The following is a 20356-nucleotide window of genomic DNA, read 5'->3' on the forward strand; positions in this document are numbered from 1 at the left end:
AATCCGTCGAGATCAACTGGCCGACGTGGATTTGAAAACCCCACTGAGGATGAAGGCATAGCGTTCCGGGCGGATGAAAAACGTCGTGCGGTCGCAGCAGCGTCCGTCGGCAAAATAGGATGTGCGCTCCATGACCAGCAGCGCGGCGCCGCGTTTGACCTGCAGTGCGCTGGCCAGGCCTTTGTCGGCTTCCTGCGCACGGATGGCCAGGTCGGCACGGGTGACCGCCAGGCCGGTGATCGACTCGAGAATGGAATAGATCGGTTGATGTTCGACTTCAGCCCAGGCCACGCTGGCCAGCTCTGCCGGTAAGTGGCTGCGCCCCAACGCGATGGGTTCGTCATCGACGAAGTGCAAACGCTCCAGGAGCAGGCAGTCGTCTGCGTCCTCAAACAAACCACGCAGGGTCTCTGGAACGGGCTGCAGGGCATGGCTGACCACCTGCATGCTCGGTTGCAGCCCTTGCAGCAACAACGCCTCATGAAAACTGCGCAACGCATCCAGGCCGTGGCGTACCTGCTTGGCTGCCACGAAGGTGCCTTTGCCTTGCTTGCGCTCCACCACGCCGTCGTCGCTGAGCTTGCCCACCGCCAGGCGAACCGTGACGCGGCTCACCCCGAACCGTTCGCCCAACTGTGCCTCGGACGGCAGCTTGCCGCTGGGTTCGTAGTCGCCGCGTTGGATTTCCTCCAACAGTTGATGGGCGATCTGTTCGTAGAGCGAGGTGGTGCTGTCGCGAAGAATGGGCGTGGACACAGTCAGTTTCCATGGCCTTGAGCGGGGCAGGGTGCCTTCACTTCTAAGGTTATAAAAATAGGTTATTGGGACTACTTGTATTAATACGTATTATGTCAGGTATTCCCATTGTAAACGACCTGACGACACTTGCCATGCTCAAATCCTTTCCTTACGCACAGCCGCAAGCCGATGCCCTGACGGTCGATGACATCAGCTTCAGTTACCCCAATGGGCACTCCATATTTTCCGCTTTCAGCCTGAACGCCCAGCCTGGCGAGTTCGTCGCGATCCTGGGGCCATCCGGTTGTGGCAAGACCACGTTGCTGAACTTGTTGTCGGGGTTCATGCAACCGCAAAGCGGTCGTATCACGATCAACCAGACAGCGGTACGTCCGGAGCGTTCGGAATTGGGCTATGTGTTCCAGGCGCCGCAACTGTTTCCCTGGTTGAGCGCGTTGGAAAACGTCCGTTTCGGTCTGCGGATGAGCGCTCGAATCGACGAATCGCAGCAGCGCGCCCAGGCGTTGCAGTACCTGCGCCTGGTCGGACTGGAGAATGCGGCGCATCGGCTGCCGCACCAGCTTTCCGGTGGCATGCAACAGCGCGTTTCCCTGGCCAGGACCTTGGCCCTCGAACCCAGCGTGCTACTGATGGACGAGCCGTTCGCCGCGCTCGATGCCATCAGCCGCAACAGCATGAATGAAGAGACATTGCGCATCTGGGCCGAACTGGGCCAGACGGTGTTGTTCATCACCCACGACATCGACGAAGCGGTGTTCCTGGCCGATCGGGTCGTCGTGCTCAACATCGCGCCGGGCGGTATTCATAGCGAGCTGGAGATCCACCTGCCGCGCCCCCGCAGCAACCTGCAAACCCGCCGCCTGCCGGCCTTCCTGGATTACCGCAATGAACTGATGACGCGCATTGCCCGGGTGATGGACGCGCCCCAGGCCATTGCTCACCCCACTCCTCGACTTGAGCTGACAGCATGATCAAACGTTCGCTGCTTGCCCTTACATTGTCTGCTGCCACGTTGGCGGGCAGCGCATTCGCCGTGGCGGGTGAAGAGAAACCCTTGCGTGTGGGGTACGTCTTCGCCATGGCCAACGCCCCGGCGCTGATCGCTGACAAACAGGGTTACTACCACGAGGAAGGCTTGAACGTCGACCTCAAGGCGTTGGGCGATGGCCCTGTGATCCAGCAGGCTCTGGCCGCCGGTGAACTGGATGTGGCCTACGTCGGCACGCCGCCGGTGTACCAGTGGTTTTCCCGCGGGCTGCAAAGCCGGATCCTGGCGAAGGTCAACTACGGTCAGGCTGCAGTGATTGTCGACGCCAAGAGTCCGATCACCAGCCTGGATGCGCTCAAGGGGAAGAAACTGGCCGGGGTCAAGAAGGGCAGTGGCATGGATGTGTTGCTGCGCGGTTATGTCCTGAAGGAAAAGGCCGGGCTCGACCCTGACAAGGACCTGGACATCATTGACATGCCGCCGGGCAACATGAACGCGGCCCTGGAGCGCGGCGTCGTCGATGCGGCATTTTCCTGGGAGCCCTTCGTCAGCCAGTCGGTATTGCGCGGCTCGAGCCGGATCCTGCTGGACGTCAACCAGGCGTTGCCCCAGTACCCGTGGTATGTGGTGATCGCCTTGCCGAAAACCTTGCAGGAACGTCCGGATGATGTGGTGAAGCTGCTGCGTGCCCATCGCAAGGCCATTGCCTTCCTCAATGAGCATCCCGCCGAGTCGAACCGGCTCATCGCCGAGGCCTTCAAGCTTGAGGCGGTGCAAGGCACTGACGGCAAGACCATCGCCCCGGACGCCATCGTCGCCCAGGCCCGTACCCGACTGGGCTGGTCGGCGGATTTGCAGGCGTCGGACATCCAGTTCATCCAACGCTTGATGGATTATTCCCACGACCTGGGCTTTATCGAGACCACGCTCAAGACTGATCAGATCGTGGATACCTCCTACCTCGAAAAAACCGCGCACTGAGTCCGTCATGTCCTTGCCAAAACCGAACTGGGGATGGGCGTCGCTGCCATTCCTGCTGTTGATCTGGATCGCCCTGGCGAGCCACTTTCCCACCTACATCCTGCCGCAGCCCTGGGACGTTGCCCGCGAGGCGCTGCGCTGGCTGGGCGACCGCTCGCTGTTGCAGCACCTGCAGGCCAGTGTGCTTGAAGAGGTGGGGGGCTTTTGCGCGGCGGTGATCGTTGCAATTGCGCTGGGCACTGGCGCTGGCCTGTCCTCGCGTTTTCGCGACTTTATCTCGCCACTCAACAGCCTGTTCATGGCCATCCCGCCGATTGCCTGGGCGCCGCTGATCATGATCATTTTCGGCCTGGGCTATGTGTCCATCGTGCTGGTGATTTTCATTGCCGCGATGTTCCCCATGGCGGTGACCATCCAGGAAGGCGTGCAGAGTATTCGCGGCGGTGAAGTCCGCGCGGCGCGCACCTTGGGTGCCAACGCCTGGCAACTGTTGGCCCACGTCTACCTGCCGGCCTCGTTGCCGTTCGTCACGGCCGCCTTGCGCATTGGCTTCAGCCAGGGCTGGCGGGCACTGGTTGCGGCGGAAATGATCGGCGCCTCCCAGGGCATCGGCTGGATGGTGTCCACGGGCGGCCAGATCGGCAACAGCAGCCAGGTGCTGCTGGGCATTGTCGTGATCGGCCTGATTGCCTGGCTGATGGAGAGCTTTGTATTCCGGCGCATCGAGCGTCACTACCAGAAATGGCGCGTGCAATAAGCGCTACCTGCTTGTCTTCGTCCCCCTTTCAAACCTTCAGTGGACCATTGCACGAGGTGTCATGTGAGTAACGTTTTCGATCCCCGCGAAGCCGGGCATTACATCGCCCCGCAAGGCTTGTACGAGCGCAACAAGAAACGTCCATTCCTGGGCAGCGTCCACTGCGATCGTGACACGCTGGTTGCCGGTCAATGGGATGACATCACCCTGGTCTACGAGGTCGGTGGCAGTGGCCTGGCGGATGGTGCCTGGCTCAAGCTGGCCTTCAAGTTCTATTCCGACTGGGCTTTGTTCCAGACCTCGAACCCGGCCGGCCCCAACTACGTCAGCGCCGAATACCAGGCCGGTGAATTGATGCCCGGCCAGAGCCAGGCCACCGTGCAGCACTTGAAAGTGCGCTTCGACCAGAAGGGCCATGAACGGCCGTTCCAGAAAGCGATCATCATCGACATCATCGACGGTTACCTGAACCCGGGCGACAAAGTCATCATTCGTCTGGGTGACCGACGCCAGGGTGGGGCGGGGACGCGGGTACAGAGTTTCGTCGAGAAGGACTTCCGTTTCCGTCTGTTCATCGACCCGTTGGGCAGCTCGAAATTTGCCGAGGTGCCGGGCGACCCCTTGCTGGACATTGTGCCGGGACCGGCGCGGAGCGTGCAGTTGATCGTGCCGCGACTGGTCAGCGCCGGTGAGGCGTTCGATGTCCTGTTGCGGGTGGATGATGCCTGGGGCAACACCTGCCGAAACTTGCCGCTCAACGGTGTCCTGACCCTCGTTGACCCGGAAGGTGGCGAGCGCCAACAGCCGTTCACGCTGGCCGCCGAAGGTTGGGCCACGGCCCGGCTCGAGGGGCTTGACCTCGGCGCCGTGGGCGAGTGGCGTTTGTCCGCCAAGGTGGCAGAGCCTTTTGTCGACGGCGCCCAGGCCTTTGTTACCGTCGACCCGGCCGGTACTGCGTTGCGTCCGCTCTACGCCGACCTGCATGTGCACTCCGATGACACGGTGGGCACCAACGACACCCTGTACAACCTCAGCTACGGTCGCGATGTCGCCGGGCTCGATGTACTCGGCTACACCGCCAACGACTTCAATATCACCGAGCAACGCTGGGACCAGGCGGTCAAGCTGATCCACGAACTCAACGAACCGGGGCGATTTGTTTGTTATCCCGGCACCGAGTGGTGTGGCAACTCTTGTGCGGGCGGCGACCGCAACGTGGTGTTCCTGCATGACCGCAAGCCCGAGTTCCCCTTCGACAACCAGGGGCGGCTGGTGCGCTCCTTCGAGTGGAACGAGTTCACCGCCGGCACCATCAAGCCGGGGGCCTGGCCGGTGGACGAGTTGTACGCCGCCTATGCCAAGGACCCCGAAGGGCATCTGATGATGCCCCACGTCGGCGGACGTCGTTGCAACCTCGACTGGCATCACCCGGAGCTCGAGCGGCTGATCGAGGTCGGTTCGGCCTGGGGCCAGTTCCATTGGGTCTACGCCGAAGCGTTGCAGCGCGGCTATCGGGTGGGAGCCGCGGCGAACAGCGATGAACACCAGGGCCGCTGCGGTGGCGGCGTGCCGGCCACGGCGGTGTTCGGCTCCCGTGGCGGGCTGACCGGCGTTGTCGCCGAGGCTTTCGACCGCGCCAGTGTGGGCAAGGCCCTGCGCGCTCGTCGCACCTTTGCTACGACGGGGGAGCGTTCGTTCGCCAGCTTGCGTCAGGGCAGGCACTTCATGGGTGAAGTCTTCACTGCTGATTCGAATGCCACCTTGGACTATCGACTGCTGGGCGAGGCGGGCTGGGAGCAGGTCGATCTGTTCGATGGCGACAAGCTGATCTGGTCGCGCAACCTGCATCAGGAACTGGGTTTTTGCACGCAACGCATTCGCTTGCGCCTGGGGGGCGCACGGATCAAGGACCGTTATCGCGGCGCCTACTGGACCGGCGAAATCCGCATCACGGGCGCGGTCATCAATGGCTTCCGCGCGTTGGGCCTCGATCATCCCGAGCAGACCGTATGGCGCAAGGATGCGACGGTCCTGGCGTTTCGCACCGACACCAACGGCGATACCGACAGCATCGAAATCGACCTGTCGCAACTGGCCGGCGCGACGCTGCAGGTCCACAGCCGTATCGACAACTACGTCAAGGTCGGCGACCCGTCCGAGCCGCAACCTTACGTACACGCGCCGACGGTGTTGATGACGCTGTCCGGCGAACAGTTGCTGGCGCAATCGCAAGTGGTCGAAGAGTTGCCGGGCGCGGAGTTGAAGGTGTCCCTGGAACGGGTGACCGCCGCAGCGCTGCCCCGTGAGCTGCAGGGGACAATCGAACTGGCCCGGTTGGGTCTTGAGCCAGGTCGTGAACACCCGCTGTTCATCTGCGCCCGCCAGCGGGATCAATCACGGGTATGGACGTCCGCACTGTTTCTGACCCTGTAGGCGTCTGTGCCGGCTGACAGAAAACAATCTGGCCAATTGCTACACGCCGTTGTTCGGCATGATCTAAGCTCCAGAGGAGAGTTACCCGAGCAGGGGGTTTCAATGCGAAGCGCACCTGAAAACAGCCTGAAGAAGGCGCTGAAAGCCTGCCGGAACAGCTTCATTTCTGTCGGGTTTTTCAGCTTTTTCATTAATGCGCTGATGCTCGTACCCACGTTTTACATGCTCCAGGTCTATGGGCGAGTGATCACCAGCGGCAGTCTTACGACCCTGACCATGCTGACGCTGATCATGACCGCATTGCTGGTGACCCTCGGTTCGCTGGAATGGATCCGTTCGCGTGTCATGGTTCGGGTCAGCACCCGGCTGGATGTGCTGCTCAGTCGCCAAGTCTATAAGGCCAGTTTCAAACGGGCTCTGGAGAGTGGCGGCATGGATGCTTCAGCCCAATCGCTCAACGACTTGACCGGCTTGCGACAGTTCCTCTCCGGCAACGGCTTGTTCGCGTTTTTCGATGCGCCCTGGTTACCGATCTATATCGCGGTAATGTTCCTGTTTCATCCCTGGTTTGGTTGGGTCGCGACGGGCAGCGCGCTGTTGTTGCTCGCGCTCGCCTTCGTCAACGAACGGCTGACCGGGCCGGCACTGGCCCAGGCCAACAAGGAGCACATCGGCGCGACGCTCTACACCACCAAGAACCTGCGCAACGCCGAGGTCATCGAATCCATGGGCATGCTTGAGACCCTGATGGATCGTTGGGGACGGCGCCAACGCAACGTGCTGTTGCTGCAATCGGCAGCGAGCGACAGCGGGGCGATCATCAGCACGCTGTCGCGCACCTTTCGCATCCTCGTGCAATCGCTGGTGCTGGGGTTGGGGGCGTACCTGGCCGTGGACCATCAGGTAGGGGCCGGCCTGGTGTTCGCCGGGTCCGTGTTGCTCGGGCGGGCGCTGGCCCCCATCGACCTGATCATCGGCAGTTGGAAGGGGTTTATCGCCGCTCGTTCTCAATACAGTCGTTTGAGCGACATCCTCGATAAACAGCAGGCCCAACCCGAGCGCATGTCTTTGCCGGCGCCCCAGGGGCATGTCCAGGTCGAAAACCTGATTGTCGCGGCCCCCGGGTCCAGGACGCCGATCCTCAAGAACATCAGCTTCAGCGCACCTGCCGGCTGCATGGTGGGCATCATCGGTCCCAGTGCGGCGGGAAAGTCGACCCTGGCCAGGGCGTTGCTGGGCGTCTGGGCGGCGCAGCACGGGGTGGTTCGGCTCGATGGCGCCGACATCAGTACTTGGGATAAGCATGAGCTTGGGCCCTATATCGGTTACTTGCCCCAGGACATTGAATTGTTCGAAGGCACCCTCGGCGAAAACATCGCTCGCTTCGCCGGAGTCGATTCGGTGAAGGTGATCCAGGCGGCCAGGACCGCTGGTGTTCACGAGATGATCCTGCAGTTTTCCGATGGTTATGACACTGTCATCGGCAGCGAGGGACTCATGCTTTCGGCGGGGCAGCGCCAGCGTATCGGACTGGCCCGGGCCCTGTATGGCAGCCCACGGCTGATCGTTCTCGACGAGCCCAACTCCAATCTTGACGACGTCGGCGATCGCGCCCTGGCGGCAGCGATCCAGCAACTGAGGCAGACCGGCGCGACGCTGTTTGTCATTACCCACCGGACCAACATTGTGTCGCAGCTTGACCGGCTCATGGTGATGAACGCTGGGGTTATCAGTCTCTACGGGCCACGCGAGCATGTCCTGGCCGAACTTAACGCGCAGCGACAGCCGGCACAGATGCCAGCCGTGCCCGCAAGCACCGGCACGGCTTCGGTCGATACCGGCAAGGGTGATTCCGATGAACCCCATGGTGCCCAGTCGTCAAATTGAGAGCTTCGCTGACCTGCCGACATCCGATCACAATATTCGACGCCTGGGCGTTGTCATCATAGGCGTGATCTTCGGCGTGTTCGGCACCTGGGCGGCCGTCGCGCCCCTCGACGGTGCCGCGTATGCGCCAGGCGTGGTCACCGTGCAGGCTTATCGAAAAACCGTCCAGCACCTTGAAGGCGGCATCGTCAAAGCGCTGCTTGCCCACGACGGCGACATCGTCAAGCGTGACGATCCGCTGATCATTCTCGATGACGCCCAGTTGCGCTTCGAATACGAGATGGCTCGCGGCCAACTGATAGCGGCCAGGGCCATGGAGGCGAGGCTTATCGCCGAGCGCGACAGTTTGCCGACGATCGGTTTTGGTGACATCGCCGATCCCGACAGCCTGCGGGGCATGGAGGCGCGCCAGGGCGAGACGCGGGTATTCAGCGCTCGACAAGGGTCACGGCTGGGCCAGATCGCGGTGCTGCGCGAGCGCGTTGGCCAGTTCCGCCAGCAGATCAAGGGGCTGGAATCGATGGTCGGCTCCAAGGTTCATCTGGAGAAATCCTACAGCGGCGAAATCGATGAGTTGGCTGACCTTCTCAAACAGGGGTTCGTTGACAAGCAGCGCCTGCTCGAACAAGAGCGAAAATTGGGGCTGCTGCGTTCAGAGGTTGCCGATCACCGCTCCACCATTGACCGGACGCGCCTGCAGATCAACGAAACACAGCTGCAGATACTGCAAGTCGACAAGGATTTCAATGCTGACGTCGTCAAGCAACTGGCCGAGATCCAGACCCGGATCTACGACCTGCAGGAAAAAACCTCGGCACTGGAAGACCGGCTCTCTCGTATCGTCATCCGAGCGCCCGAGGCGGGCATGGTGATCGACATGACGGTGCACACCATTGGCGGGATCGTGCGTCCGGCGACGCCACTGCTCGATATCGTGCCCTCGGTGTCCGACCTGGTCATCGAGGCCCAGGTGGCACCGGTGGATATCGATCGCATCGCCATCGGCAAGCGTGCCGATATCCGTTTCGGTGCATTCAATAGCGCCACCACGCCGGTGATCGAAGGCGAGGTCAGCAGTGTGTCGGCAGACCGGATGATCAACGAAAAGACGGGGACGGCTTATTACCTGGCACGGGTGCGGGTAACCGAGGCGGGTGCGCGCACCTTGGGTGAGCGCAAATTATTGCCGGGCATGCCGGCGGACGTTTTGATTATCACCGGGCAACGCACGTTGTTGCAGTATCTGATGCAGCCGGCTCGCAATGCCCTTTCTCAATCGATGATCGAGGAATGACCATGGTTGCGTCGGCAGCTCTGCTAGGCAGTGTATTGATGCTCGCCGCGGGTGCGGTTCTGGCACAAACCGAGGCGGCAGCGCCCGCCGAGGTCAATGCCTCGACGTTTTCCACCGACCTCATGCAGCTTTATCGCGAGGCACGGCTGGAGGATCCGCAGATCGTGGCGTCCTATGCGCAAGCGAAGGCGGGCCAGGAGCATCAGCGCGAAGCCATGGGCGCGCTCTTGCCGCAGTTGTCGTTCAACGCCGGGTCGAACCGGATTCACCAGGAAAGCGATCTGGTGCAGCGCAGTTTCGATAGCGAAAGCTACGGCCTGGTGCTACGTCAGTACCTCTACAACAAAGCTGCGTGGGAGAACTATCAGAAGTTCAAGAGCCTGGCCCGGCAGTCCGAATCCCAGGCCCTGGAAACCCAGGCCGAGGCCTCGGTGGAACTGGCCCGGCGTTACTTCACCGCGCTGGCGGCCGAGGATGAATTGCAGTTGGTGCGGGCAGAACGTCGAACCACCCAGAGGAGCCTGGATCGGATCAATGTGTTGTACGAAAAGCAGCTGGCATTGATCACCGATCAACTCGATCTCAAGGCCCGGGTAGATCTGCTCACGGCCCAGGAACTGGACGCTCGCAATCAGGTCAGCCTCAGTCGCGAGGCACTGGCGGAGATCGTCGGCCGGCCCGTCAAGGAGCGGCTCAACCGGATTCGTGAAGACCTTCAGTTGCAAGTCTCGGCGCACAACCTGGAGACCTGGGTCCGCGATGGCATGGCACTCAACCCGGCGCTCAAGGCCAACGAGAGCGGCGTCGAAGCGGCGGGGGCAGCGTTGCGCAGCGGCAAGGGTGGGCACTATCCGACGCTGAGCCTGAACCTGAGTGCGCAACAGACCAATGAGGGCTACAACAACTCCCTGGCCCCTCGCACCGACAGTTATGTCGCCGGGATAGGTCTTCAGGTACCGCTGTACAGCGGCGGCTCGACCTCGGCGCGGGTCCGTGGGCTCTACGAGGATCAAGTGGTTGCCGAGCAACAGTTGGAGGCGACCCGGCGCCGGGTGGTCAAGGAGATCACCAACGCCTACCTGACCGCCAATTCCAATGGCGAAAAAATCGGTGCGAACCGGCTGGCATTGGAGTCGGCACAGTTATCCAGGGTGGCCGCCGAGAAAGCGCTGAGCTACGGGATGGTCAATTCCGTCGATGTCCTGGCCAGCGTACGCAATGAGTTCCGCGCTCGGCGCGACTTGCTTAAAACCCAATACGACTTTCTCAGCAACGTGCTGATCCTGAACCGCTGGGCGGGGAAACCACCGGCCGAGGGTATCGAAAATTTAAATAGCTGGTTAAGTTCCGGCAGCGTTGGCCAAGACTTTCGCTGATCGGAATAGGCCCATGCGACCTTCCGTTGGCTGATTCGGAGTAGATTTTTGACGATATATTGACTTCATATTTATTAGGCGTTGTAAGTGCATGCCACTCGTCGATTAATTGACGATTTTCTCTCGGCCTCATACAGGTTGCCAATTCCTCGCTCCCGGCTCAACGAGCTGATTTAGCGAGTGTTTTTCTCCTTTCGGGAAGGTTGCGCAGACGGGGCGGTGCCAAGCCTTGGCCGACGGCTGGCTGATGAGCTGTCAGTGGCGCGCCGGGCTGGCCTAGACTCAGCCTACGAGCTCGTAAGGGGCACATTATCATGTGTAAGCTGTTGATAATTATTCCTATTAAGATTGTCTCGATGGTTTCTCCCAGCTTCTTGAAATGCACGCTACCCCCACCAGAACATCCAGTGGACATCCTGGTTTGCCTTGCGAGGGGGTTAGCGATATGAGACCGGATCATAGAGCACCAATCCGCGTGATGTTGGTCGATTGTCGTCCCCTTGTCCTCCGGGGGCTTCATGACTTGATCAACGCCAGAAAGCCGCAGATGGAAGTGAGCGGTCAGGCTTCGACCTATACCCATGCACTGGACCTTGCCGATCAGTTGCGGCCCAACGTGATTTTTTTCAGTTTCTTTCCCGATGCGCTGAACCCTCTGGAGGTTGTCGCCGGGCTGACTCGCAGTGCGCAGATGAAAGTGCTGGTGCTCAAGGGGTTGTATGAGGCCGTTCCTGTCGCCCAGGCGATAGAGGCGGGCGCACGGGGCATTGTGTTGGCCGAAGACCCGACGGAGTCGATTATCCAGGCCATCGTCAAGGTGCATCATCGCGATATCGGAATGGACAGGGCCTGGGCCGGTGGGCTTTCCGGCTATGCCGCCATCGGCCATGCAACCACCCAGTGCAATCTGGAGCAGGCGAAACAGGCTCGGTTGACGCTGCGCGAGAAGGAATTGATTCGTGCCATCGTGGGGGATCCGTCCGCCAAATACATCAGCATCGCTGGGCGCCTGGGTATCAGCGAGCACACGGTGCACAATCACCTCAGTAACATCTATCAGAAGCTTGATCTTATTAACCGCATCGACCTGTTGATGTATGCGCTCAAGCATGGGCTTACCAACAGTGAAGAGCCGCCGGAGTCCACTTGGGTGGAGTTGGATTGACCTTGTTGGAACTGGCTAGGATTTTGTTGATTGAGTACATATCCATTGCTGCGGTAACGGCTGCTTAGGGTTCCGCCCTGACGGCGGGTCACTTTTGGAAAAGCCGGGAGCCGGACCAGCCAAAAGCAACCAAAAGCGCTTTGCCCCCTCCACAATGCCTGCGTTCGGCCAGCGTGGTTAACGGGGCGCCGAGATCAACGTCCACCGCGAGGCGGCCTAGTAGCCGACCTGGCTCTTCCGGTCGTACACCCGTCAGATCTGTGGGAGCAAAGCTTGCTCCCGAAGACAGTGGCACATGCACCATTGATGCAAGCTGACCCACCGCCTTCGCGAGCAAGCTCGCTCCCACACTGGATCTTCATAGGGCAAAAGATTTGTGTTCGGCACAGATTCCTCTTTGAGGTGAGCTGGATTTTGTCGTGATCAGGGAAGGTATGAAAAGCGATGCGAGGATGGTTTCCAGGCCATCCTCGCATCTTTCACGCACGCGATGCTTCAGGCGTTGCCAAAGACAACGTCGCTGCTCTGCAGATCCACGCCCACCAACGTAATGGTTGTTATTTGCCCGCCAGACTCGGCGACCGTAACGACGCTGTCTGCGCCAGCGTTATCGATCGATTGGACAACGGCGCTCTGATCGCCATTGAGCACCAGGGTGTCCCGCAGGTTTTGGCTCACATCAAACCCCGTGACCTGATACTGGTTCTCGGTGAATGTCAGGTCGACGTTGAAGGCATCACGCTCGCCACCCGTGCCAACCAGCGTGTAGTCGAAGAGTGCATCGGCTGCGTTGTTGGCGAACAGGTTGGCGTCGAACGCACTGGTCGCGGTGTCGCCGTCCTTGTCCGTCAGCGTTGCGTTGAACGACAGTTGCACATCGCTGGCCAGGTTCTCGGTTTCCTGGATGAACTGGATGACCGGTATCTTGATTGCGCCACGGCCCATTGTGAGCTGGACGGCATCGATCATCGCCGTGCCCTCGCGCTCGATCTCGAAGGACACCTGCCCACCCGCTTCGGGCGTCAGGGTGTTGACCTCGGTGAGGTTGGAAAACGTGCCGTCTTCGTAGTAGATCCGGAAATACAGGTCCTCGGTCGCGGTGTTGTAGCCGGCCACTGAGTTGTCGATGAAGACTTTCATGCCCGTCACCAGGCTTTCCGGGTTGATGACGAAGCTTTCATCGGCAGCGCTGATGGCCACCAGGTTGTCCCCTTGCAGCAGGTTGTTGCCGACGCCGATGCCGGAGGTGCTGACGTTCATGGCCGCCGGGTCGATGTAGGACGGCAGGGGCGTGGTTTGCAGGGCAGCCTCGGTGGGGTCGGGAGCGCCGAGGCCGATGCCGGTCAGGATATCCGTGGTGGAGGCAAGTGCCTTCGCGGAGAAGAACACGATTTCTTCGGATGTCGAAGGAATGGCCGGATTGCTGGTCTCAGGGATCAACAAGGTGCGCACCGAATCCGGGCCGCCGGCATCGAGCGAACCGTCGGCACTGCTGCGTACGATAGTCGAGCTGAAGCCTTGCACCAGGTCCAGTGCATAGCTGCCATTGGCATAGGCGGTCAGCGTGTAGTCGACGCTGGTAGCGGCGGTGGTGGCGTTGTTGTCGAAGTCACCGGTCAACGTCCCGGCGAAATGGTACGCGCCATTGGCATCCGGCGAGGATGCTTGCTCGACGAGCGTGCCGGTCCCGGTCGTGGTCGTGTCGTCGGGCCTGACCAGGGTGAACTGGCCATTGACCAGCGAGATGTCCAGGCCAGCGGCTCCCAACCCGTCGGCCCCGGCCGATTTATCCCAGAATCCGTATTGCGCAAGCACGCTGCCGGTGCCGATCAGGTTGCCGAACGCGACCGAAGGGCCGTCGTCCTCGAACACCAGGTTCTGTCCGATGTTGAGTGTCGCTGAGGCGCTGTCGCCGTCCTTGTCGGTCTTGGTCGCGATCAGCGTGACCAGATTGTCTGTGAGGCTCTTGGCGTCATCGGGATTGGTGGCGTCGGGATGCACCAGCGCCCGGATCTGGTCGAGCGTGACATCGCCATTGGCGGCCACGCTGACCGTGAACACCAGCAGGTTGGTGCTCGCCGTGCGACCTTCTACCGTTGTGCCGTTGAGCGATAGATTGACCGCTTCCCCCGTGGCCGTGTCGGTCAGACCGGAAGCGCCGGTCACCACGCCAAGGGCGTAGGTCAGCGTACCAGCACCGTCGGCGCCATAGGCGGAGGTGAAGTTGGCGGCGAAGTTCTGCGTGGCGTTGGTGCCCAGTAGCGTTTCGTCCACGGTCAGGGTTGGTTCGGTGCCAGTGGTGCTGATGCTCGGTCCGTCATCTTCGAACACCAGGTTCTGGCCGATGTTGAGCGTCGCCTGGACGCTGTCGCCGTCCTTGTCGGTCTTGGTCGCGGTCAGCGTGACCAGGTTGTCCGAGGTCAGGCTCTTGGCGTCATCGGGATTGCTTGTATTGGGGTGCACCACGGCCCGGATCTGGTCGAGCGTGACATCGCCATTAGTGGCCACGCTGACCGTGAACACCAACAGGTTGGTGCTGGCCGTGCGTCCCTCCACAACCGCACCGTTGAGCGAGAGGTTGACCACCTCGCCCGTGGCCGTGTCGGTGAGCCCGGAAGCGCCGGTCACCGCGCTCAAAGCATAGGTCAGCGTACCCGCACCGTCGGCGCCGAACGAGGAGTTGAAATTGGCGGCGAAGTTCTGCGTGGCGTTGGTGCCCAGTAGCGTTTCGTCCACGGTCAGGGCTGGCTCGATGCCGGTGGTGCTGATGCTCGGCCCGTCATCTTCGAACACCAGGTTCTGGCCGATGTTGAGCGTCGCCTGGACGCTGTCGCCGTCCCTGTCAGTCTTGGTCGCGGTCAGCGTCACCAGGGTGTCCGAGGTCAGGCTCTTGGCGTCATCGGGATTGGTGGTGTTGGGGTGCACCACGGCCCGGATCTGGTCGAGGGTGACATCGCCATTGGTAGCTACGCTGACGGTGAACACCAAGAGGTTGGTGCTGGCTGTGCGGCCTTCTACCGTCGTGCCATTGAGCGAGAGGTTGACCACCTCGCCCGTGGCCGTGTCGGTGAGCCCGGAAGCGCCCGCGACCACACCCAGTGCGTAGGTCAGCGTGCCGGCACCGTCGGCGCCGTAGGCTGAAACGAAGTTGGCGGCGAAGTTCTGCGTGGCGTTGGTGCCCAGTAGCGTCTCGTCCACCGTCAGGGTTGGCTCGGTGCCGGTGGTGCCGATGCTCGGCCCATCGTCTTCGAAAATCATCTTGGAACCGATCTCGGTCTTGGCAATGGAAGCCTGGACCAGGGTGAAGCCGCCGATGTCAAAGTCGGCGTGGCTGGTGCCCTTGGCATCGAGGGCCGCGCCGTTCTCGATGAGCACGCGGTTGTGATCTGACGTGGTTGTGTATTCGATCTGGTAGCCGGCCTTGACGCCGGTGATGGTGGCGACGCCGGAGGCGAAGCTGATGACGATGCCCGCATCATTGACCGAGCCGTCCGAGTTCTCGATGACGGCGCCGGTGCTGATGTTGATGACCCGCACGTTGCTGATCGCAACCGAGGTGTCACCGACATAGCCGTTGATGAAATTCACCCCGGTTTCAGCCGCGGTGCTGAACGCGCTGATTTTTACCACCGCGGTCTTGCCGCTTTGCAACTGCACGATGTCGAAGTTGGCCATCCTCGCATTGAAGACGTCGGTAAAGTCGATGTTGGATTCCACGTCCGCTTCGGTCTGGTCCAGGTTGGGAATGGTCACATCCTGCCTGGCACCGGTGACGAAGGTAAAACGGATGCCTTCCTGCTCCACTATCATCTGGTTATTGGTGCCGAAGGTCGTCGGCCCACCGGCCTGGCTGGTGTTGATCGTGTCGCCCGTGGTGATATTGGCGCCGCTGGATTGGTCGGCCGGGTTCTTGCCGGTGGCGATGATGGTGGGCTCGGTGATCCGCAGGACACCGTCGACCAGCGTTGTCGTCGGGTTCGCCGTGGTGAACATCAGGAAAAGGTTCTGGCCGGAGGGTGCGTTGGCCAGGCTGAACTCCAGGTCCTGGCTCGCGCCGATGAAGACTTTATCCAGCAGATTGACGGCGTCGTCGGGGTTGGTATTGATGGGTTGCTGGAGCGGTTCGTAGAGCACGGTCCAGATCTTGCCGCCGGTGGCGGTTTCTTCAATGTAGGCGGCAAAAACGATTGCACCGGCTGGCCCGCCGGCCCTGCCGAGGACGATATTGTCGTTGGTGTCCGTGTACAGAAGGATGCTGGTGCCATTGAGCGTATCCAGCCCGCTGTCGACACCGTCGAGCGGCGCACCGGTGCTGCCGACGAAGCTGATATTGGTAATGGTTGCTCCAGGCGCGGCGTTGACCGTGAACGCATCGCTGCCGGTGTTGCCCACGGCGCCGGTATAGCCGCTCAAGGCTGCTCCCGTCGCGGTCCCTGTGCCAAGTGCGGTCAGGCGACTGGCGAAGGCCGTGGGGAGGGATACGACCAGAATATCGTTGTCATCCGCGTCTATTGCAGGGCTCGGCGTGGCGGTGCCGTTCTGCAAATTTGCGGTTTCATCCAGCGTTACGTTGATGCCGGTTGCCACGACCCCCAGGCCGGTGCTGGCGGTTGTAGTGTATAGCGAGGCCGGATCGCTCAGCAGTGCTGAGTCTTGCTCGCGAATAGTCATGACTTTCTCCAGAGCATGCGGTCATCGAGGCCTGACCGTTGACCTTATGACCGCAACTATGGGGAAGCCCGGCGTTATTGCGTATCGGCTGATACTCCCAGGCTGGGTGGGAGTTTCGGCCTATGCCACCGGCAATGGGATTGAGCCGGCGTGGGCAGATTTGCGCAAAACCCCAACAGTCCCGGCAAGCCTGCGAAAGCCCGACAGTCGTCGTTGCGAGAAAGTGAAGCCGTCGACAACGACAGCGCCCACGGGCGCCGGGCTGGCGAATGCCTCGTCTGCCCGTTCACGCAGGAGAGCGATCATGACCGATATCCAATACAGCATTCCCCACGAAGTCGAAGGCAGGGTTGCACTGGTCACCGGAGCCGCCAGTGGCATCGGCAAGGCCATCGCATTGCTGTTGCATGCCCGCGGCGCCAAGGTGGTCGCGGAAGACATCAACCCCGCCGTCCATGAGCTGGCCCGTCCCGGGCTGGTACCGCTGGAGGCTGACATCACCGAGGATGGCGCTGCCGAGCGCGCCGTTGGCCTGGCCGTCGAACAGTTCGGCCGGTTGGACATCCTGGTCAACAACGCCGGGATCATTATCAACAAGCTGGTGATCGACATGACGCGCCAGGACTGGGAGCGCATCCAGGCGGTCAACGCCACCGCCGCCTTCCTGCATTCACGCGAAGCGGTCAAGGCAATGATGCCCAAAAAGTCGGGGGCCATCGTCAACATTGCGTCCTACGCGTCCTATTTTGCCTTCCCGACCATTGCCGCCTACACCGCCTCCAAGGGTGCCCTGGCACAACTGACGCGGACCCTGGCGCTGGAAGTCATCGGGCATGGCATTCGCGTCAATGCGGTCGGAGTTGGCGATGTGGTCACCAACATCCTCAATGACGTGGTCGAGGACGGCGCGGCGTTCCTTGCCCAGCACGGTGAAGCCGCGCCTATTGGCCGAGCCGCACAGCCGGAAGAAATTGCCGAGGTGGTTGCGTTCCTGGCGTCGGACCGTGCCAGCTTTATCGTCGGTTCGGTGGTCATGGCGGACGGTGGCATGACGGTCACTGCTGGCTGAGTCAAGAAAAACGGCGCCTATCCCATGAAGGGTAAGCGCCGTTTTTTTGCCTGCGGCCTTGAGCGTTTGTTCAGAGTTGCACCCGACGAAGTCTGCCGTTTAACGGCACCACGCTTCCATCTGGCGCAGGCAGTGGCCGCCCGACCAGACCCATGCCTTCGCTGACCAGTACCGCGTCGGGTAACAGGCACAGGTTGGAAGGGGTATCCAGGTCGCGGGCGAGCACCGTGACCTGGGCTGTCTGCAAGTCGCAGCTAAGCAGTCGCCCACTGAACCGGGTAAAGCCACCATGCAGGGGTTCGCCGTTCCAGTCGGGGAGCAACGGTTGTTGCAGGCGCTCGCAGAGCTCCAGCACCAGCAACTGGCCGTTGGGGCGCAGCGCCAGCCCGGTGGGCAGTTGCAGGCCGCGAATCAGGGTGTCGATCCTGGCGCTGTCCGGCCAGACCCGGATCACCTGGCCGGCCTTCTCGGCGAAGTCGATGCCCTTGCGGCTCGGGTCGCCGTGCAGTTCGCCCGAGAACAGGCTGATCAGCACGGCGTCTGTCGCCGGTTCGTACACCAGGGTCACGGGAACGGCCTCCTGGCCTTGATCCAGTTCGGGCAGTTGCGCCAGTACGCGCTCTTCCTGGCCTGTGACGAACTCCACCAACTGGTTGGTATCGGGCTTGACGGCCAGCCAACTGCGGCGGGTCGGGTGGTAGCACAGCGCATTCAGGTTGCCACGGCTATGAAAGACCGGTTCGGGCGGTGTGAATTGCAGGTCCAGCAGTTTGGAGCCGGCGACGTAATCGGTCTGGCTGACCAGGCAGCGTCCGTCACCACAGGCGATGTCCGACACCCCCATGATTTCATCGCGCAGCATGCGCGCCTGCATGTTCATGGCGCGAAACGCTTGGGCCAGGGTTTCGCGGGGCAGGTAGGCGCCGGGCCGCTGCGGATCCGGTCGCAGTCGGCTGATACGGCCGCTGAAGGGTTGGTCGGGCAACCCCGAGCCTGCTTCGGTCAGCAGCAGGCTGCCATCGGCTTGCAGGCAGAGGCCGCGAGGGTTCAGCAGGTCCTCGGCGACCAGGGTGCTGGGGCGCAGGTTTTCCCCGGGGTGTGCGGGGATCTGAAGGGGAACGGGCATAGGCTCTCTCCGTGAATGAGCAGGGGATACGGTCATTGCGGCGGCTGCCACGGTTCACCGGTGAGATAGGCCCGCAGCAACGCCCGTTGGCAGGGCGACATCGAGCGCACCACGGGCATGAACAGTGTGGTGCCTTTGTAGGCGTCCGAGGTGCGGGCGAGGATGGGGTTCTTGGCGCCCATGATGGCGTCGGGCTGATTCAGCGGGATATAGCGCGACATGGCGGGGAAGGCCAGGTAGTGGAAGCGCAGCACGTTGGGATACATCAGCGGCCAGGTGATGGTGGTGCCCTTGGGAATGCCGAAGTCGGTCTGGGCGTATTTGCGAAAGTTGGTGAAGTAAGCGCTGCTGTCGAGGCCATTGGCCGTGCAGGTCAGGGCGACGAAACCGGCCTGGGCGGCGTTGCCCGGTTTGACGGTGACGGGGAAGCTGACTGAAAGCTGGCCGGCGCTGACCGTCAGCGAGTCAGGGTAGTCGAGGAAGTCCCAGTACTGCGGTTCTTTGTACGTGGGAGGATCAGCTGCCGGGATTGCCTGCAGGCCGATTTCGGTGGTGCTGGGGACCGCCCCGCCGAGGTACCTGACCTGCAGGGTGATCGACAGGCCGTTGGGGTAGTCCTCCAGGTAGACGTTGCGCTGGTCGGCATAGATCCGATAGGTCGACTCGGTGGCTTGCAACGTGGTGCCGGCGACCTTGCCCGGAGCGTTGATTGCCAAGGCAGAGGTCCGAACTGCCTGTAGCTGGTCGGCGGTCAGGGGCAGGTCGACGATGCCGCCATACACGTAGTAGTCGAATAAAAAGCGGCTGGTCGGCTCCAGGGTCGTCAGGGTGGTGGTGCCGGCGCTGATGGTCACGGTCCCGTAATTAGCGTTGGGGCCGATCGGGCTGGTGATGTCGTCCCTGACGGCCCGGAAGGTTTCCTTCGGAATGACGTTCACCATGTCGATGCTCAGGTAGCCGGTGTTGTCCAGGTCGGCATAGCCGGCATTGCCGGTACTCTGGTTGACCAGTTGCCGGCCCGGCTGGCAGTTCAGCGGCTCGTCGGCGAAGGCCGGGGCCAAGGTGCCGATGACACGGCCGATGCTCGGGTTGGGCGTGTACTTGCCGGCGGCGTAGTCGGCGTCCAGTTGTTCGGTGGTCATCGTCGGGCACATTTCGAACATGACGAAACGCAGGACGATGCCCGTCGCTCCTGGTGCCTGGATGATCGAGCGCAGGCCGCTGCTGTTCTGGTTCCAACTGACAATGCTGCTCAACGGGAAGGTTAGTTGAAACGTGCCGCTGGCATGGAAAGAGCCCGGCGCGTCCATTTTTGCTGGCAGCAGCACACGTCCCGCCACGTCGAAACTGCTGCACACGGTGTTGCTGCGGATCAGCAGTTGGATGTTGTCGTTGCCACCGATTTGCAGGCCGCCGACGAAGATCTGGGTGGTCGTCGAGGAGGTGGGGTCCAGGTCCACCATCATCGGGCCGGAAACGGGGCCCTGGCCGGTCACCGGGTCCACCGAACCGAGCAAATAGACGGCCTGGCCCACCAGGTCGCCGGTGGTGTTGATGCTGCCGGGGATGCCCTGGGAGCTGATCAAGGCGTTCTGCATGTCGACGACATGCTGCCCGTAGTGATTCCAGCCACCGGCGGTGTAGTAGTTGCCGGCGGGGGCATTGATCATGTTGTTCAACTGGTCGTCGGTGTAGGGCTCGGCGCCCGGTGCCAGGGTCGAGGTGGTCAGGTCGAAGAGCGGCCAGTCATCGTTGCCATCGTAGGGAATGGTCGGGGAGTTGTTCGGCAGGCTGACGTCGGTGCGGATGCCGCCCCAGAAGTTCAGCCGTGGTCCGTTCAGGATGCTCAT

At 61.6% G+C, this 20356-nt stretch carries 13 protein-coding genes; 9 read left to right on the top strand and 4 right to left on the bottom strand.

Annotation, left to right across the window (positions count from 1 at the left end; all coding sequences use genetic code 11):
* Positions 1-12: 12 nt before the first annotated feature.
* Positions 13-756: a GntR family transcriptional regulator gene (locus KGA89_RS12900; RefSeq protein ID WP_069970894.1), complete on the bottom strand. Its 744-nt coding sequence runs from the start codon at positions 754-756 to the stop codon at positions 13-15.
* A gap of 134 nt (positions 757-890) precedes the next feature.
* On the opposite strand from KGA89_RS12900, the gene KGA89_RS12905 reads away from it, so the two are divergent.
* The 8 genes from KGA89_RS12905 (at position 891) to KGA89_RS12940 (ending at position 11640) form a co-directional block, all read left to right on the top strand.
* Positions 891-1730 (top strand): ABC transporter ATP-binding protein, encoded by an 840-nt coding sequence (locus tag KGA89_RS12905; RefSeq protein ID WP_223471742.1) that lies wholly within the window; start codon positions 891-893, stop codon positions 1728-1730.
* Positions 1727-2728, top strand: coding sequence for an ABC transporter substrate-binding protein (locus KGA89_RS12910; protein WP_223471743.1), 1002 nt, complete (start codon positions 1727-1729; stop codon positions 2726-2728). The genes KGA89_RS12905 and KGA89_RS12910 overlap by 4 nt, the downstream gene beginning before the upstream one ends.
* A gap of 7 nt (positions 2729-2735) precedes the next feature.
* Positions 2736-3485 carry an ABC transporter permease gene (locus KGA89_RS12915; RefSeq protein WP_223471744.1) on the top strand — a complete coding sequence of 250 codons (750 nt, stop codon included), beginning with the start codon at positions 2736-2738 and terminating at the stop codon, positions 3483-3485.
* A 63-nt stretch (positions 3486-3548) separates the two neighbouring features.
* Positions 3549-5918: a hypothetical protein gene (locus KGA89_RS12920; protein ID WP_223471745.1), complete on the top strand. Its 2370-nt coding sequence runs from the start codon at positions 3549-3551 to the stop codon at positions 5916-5918.
* A 102-nt stretch (positions 5919-6020) separates the two neighbouring features.
* The gene (locus KGA89_RS12925) at positions 6021-7805 is read left to right on the top strand and encodes a type I secretion system permease/ATPase (protein ID WP_123350844.1); all 1785 of its coding nucleotides are present in this window, start codon (positions 6021-6023) and stop codon (positions 7803-7805) included.
* Entirely contained in the window at positions 7774-9099 is a 1326-nt protein-coding gene (locus tag KGA89_RS12930; protein WP_185047012.1) for an HlyD family type I secretion periplasmic adaptor subunit, read from the top strand. The genes KGA89_RS12925 and KGA89_RS12930 overlap by 32 nt, the downstream gene beginning before the upstream one ends.
* Before the next feature lie 2 nt (positions 9100-9101).
* Positions 9102-10475 (top strand): TolC family outer membrane protein, encoded by a 1374-nt coding sequence (locus KGA89_RS12935; protein WP_123350845.1) that lies wholly within the window; start codon positions 9102-9104, stop codon positions 10473-10475.
* Between the two features lie 478 nt (positions 10476-10953).
* Positions 10954-11640 (top strand): LuxR C-terminal-related transcriptional regulator, encoded by a 687-nt coding sequence (locus KGA89_RS12940; RefSeq protein ID WP_123350846.1) that lies wholly within the window; start codon positions 10954-10956, stop codon positions 11638-11640.
* A gap of 495 nt (positions 11641-12135) precedes the next feature.
* Here KGA89_RS12940 and KGA89_RS12945 read toward each other — a convergent pair whose 3' ends face one another.
* A complete protein-coding gene (locus tag KGA89_RS12945; protein WP_123350847.1) occupies positions 12136-16311 on the bottom strand; it encodes a DUF5801 repeats-in-toxin domain-containing protein in 4176 nt (1391 codons plus the stop codon).
* Between the two features lie 304 nt (positions 16312-16615).
* Between KGA89_RS12945 and KGA89_RS12950 the strand changes: the two genes are divergently transcribed.
* Positions 16616-17380: an SDR family NAD(P)-dependent oxidoreductase gene (locus KGA89_RS12950; protein WP_223471746.1), complete on the top strand. Its 765-nt coding sequence runs from the start codon at positions 16616-16618 to the stop codon at positions 17378-17380.
* 70 nt (positions 17381-17450) lie between these two features.
* On the opposite strand, the gene KGA89_RS12955 is transcribed toward KGA89_RS12950, so the two are convergent.
* Both KGA89_RS12955 and KGA89_RS12960 read right to left on the bottom strand, forming a co-directional pair.
* Positions 17451-18506 (bottom strand): hypothetical protein, encoded by a 1056-nt coding sequence (locus KGA89_RS12955; RefSeq protein ID WP_223471747.1) that lies wholly within the window; start codon positions 18504-18506, stop codon positions 17451-17453.
* Between the two features lie 32 nt (positions 18507-18538).
* Positions 18539-20356: a hypothetical protein gene (locus KGA89_RS12960; RefSeq protein ID WP_223471748.1), complete on the bottom strand. Its 1818-nt coding sequence runs from the start codon at positions 20354-20356 to the stop codon at positions 18539-18541.

Origin of the sequence: Pseudomonas sp. A-RE-22 (assembly GCF_019956035.1) — a bacterium.
Classification (GTDB): Bacteria; Pseudomonadota; Gammaproteobacteria; order Pseudomonadales; family Pseudomonadaceae; genus Aquipseudomonas; species Aquipseudomonas brassicacearum.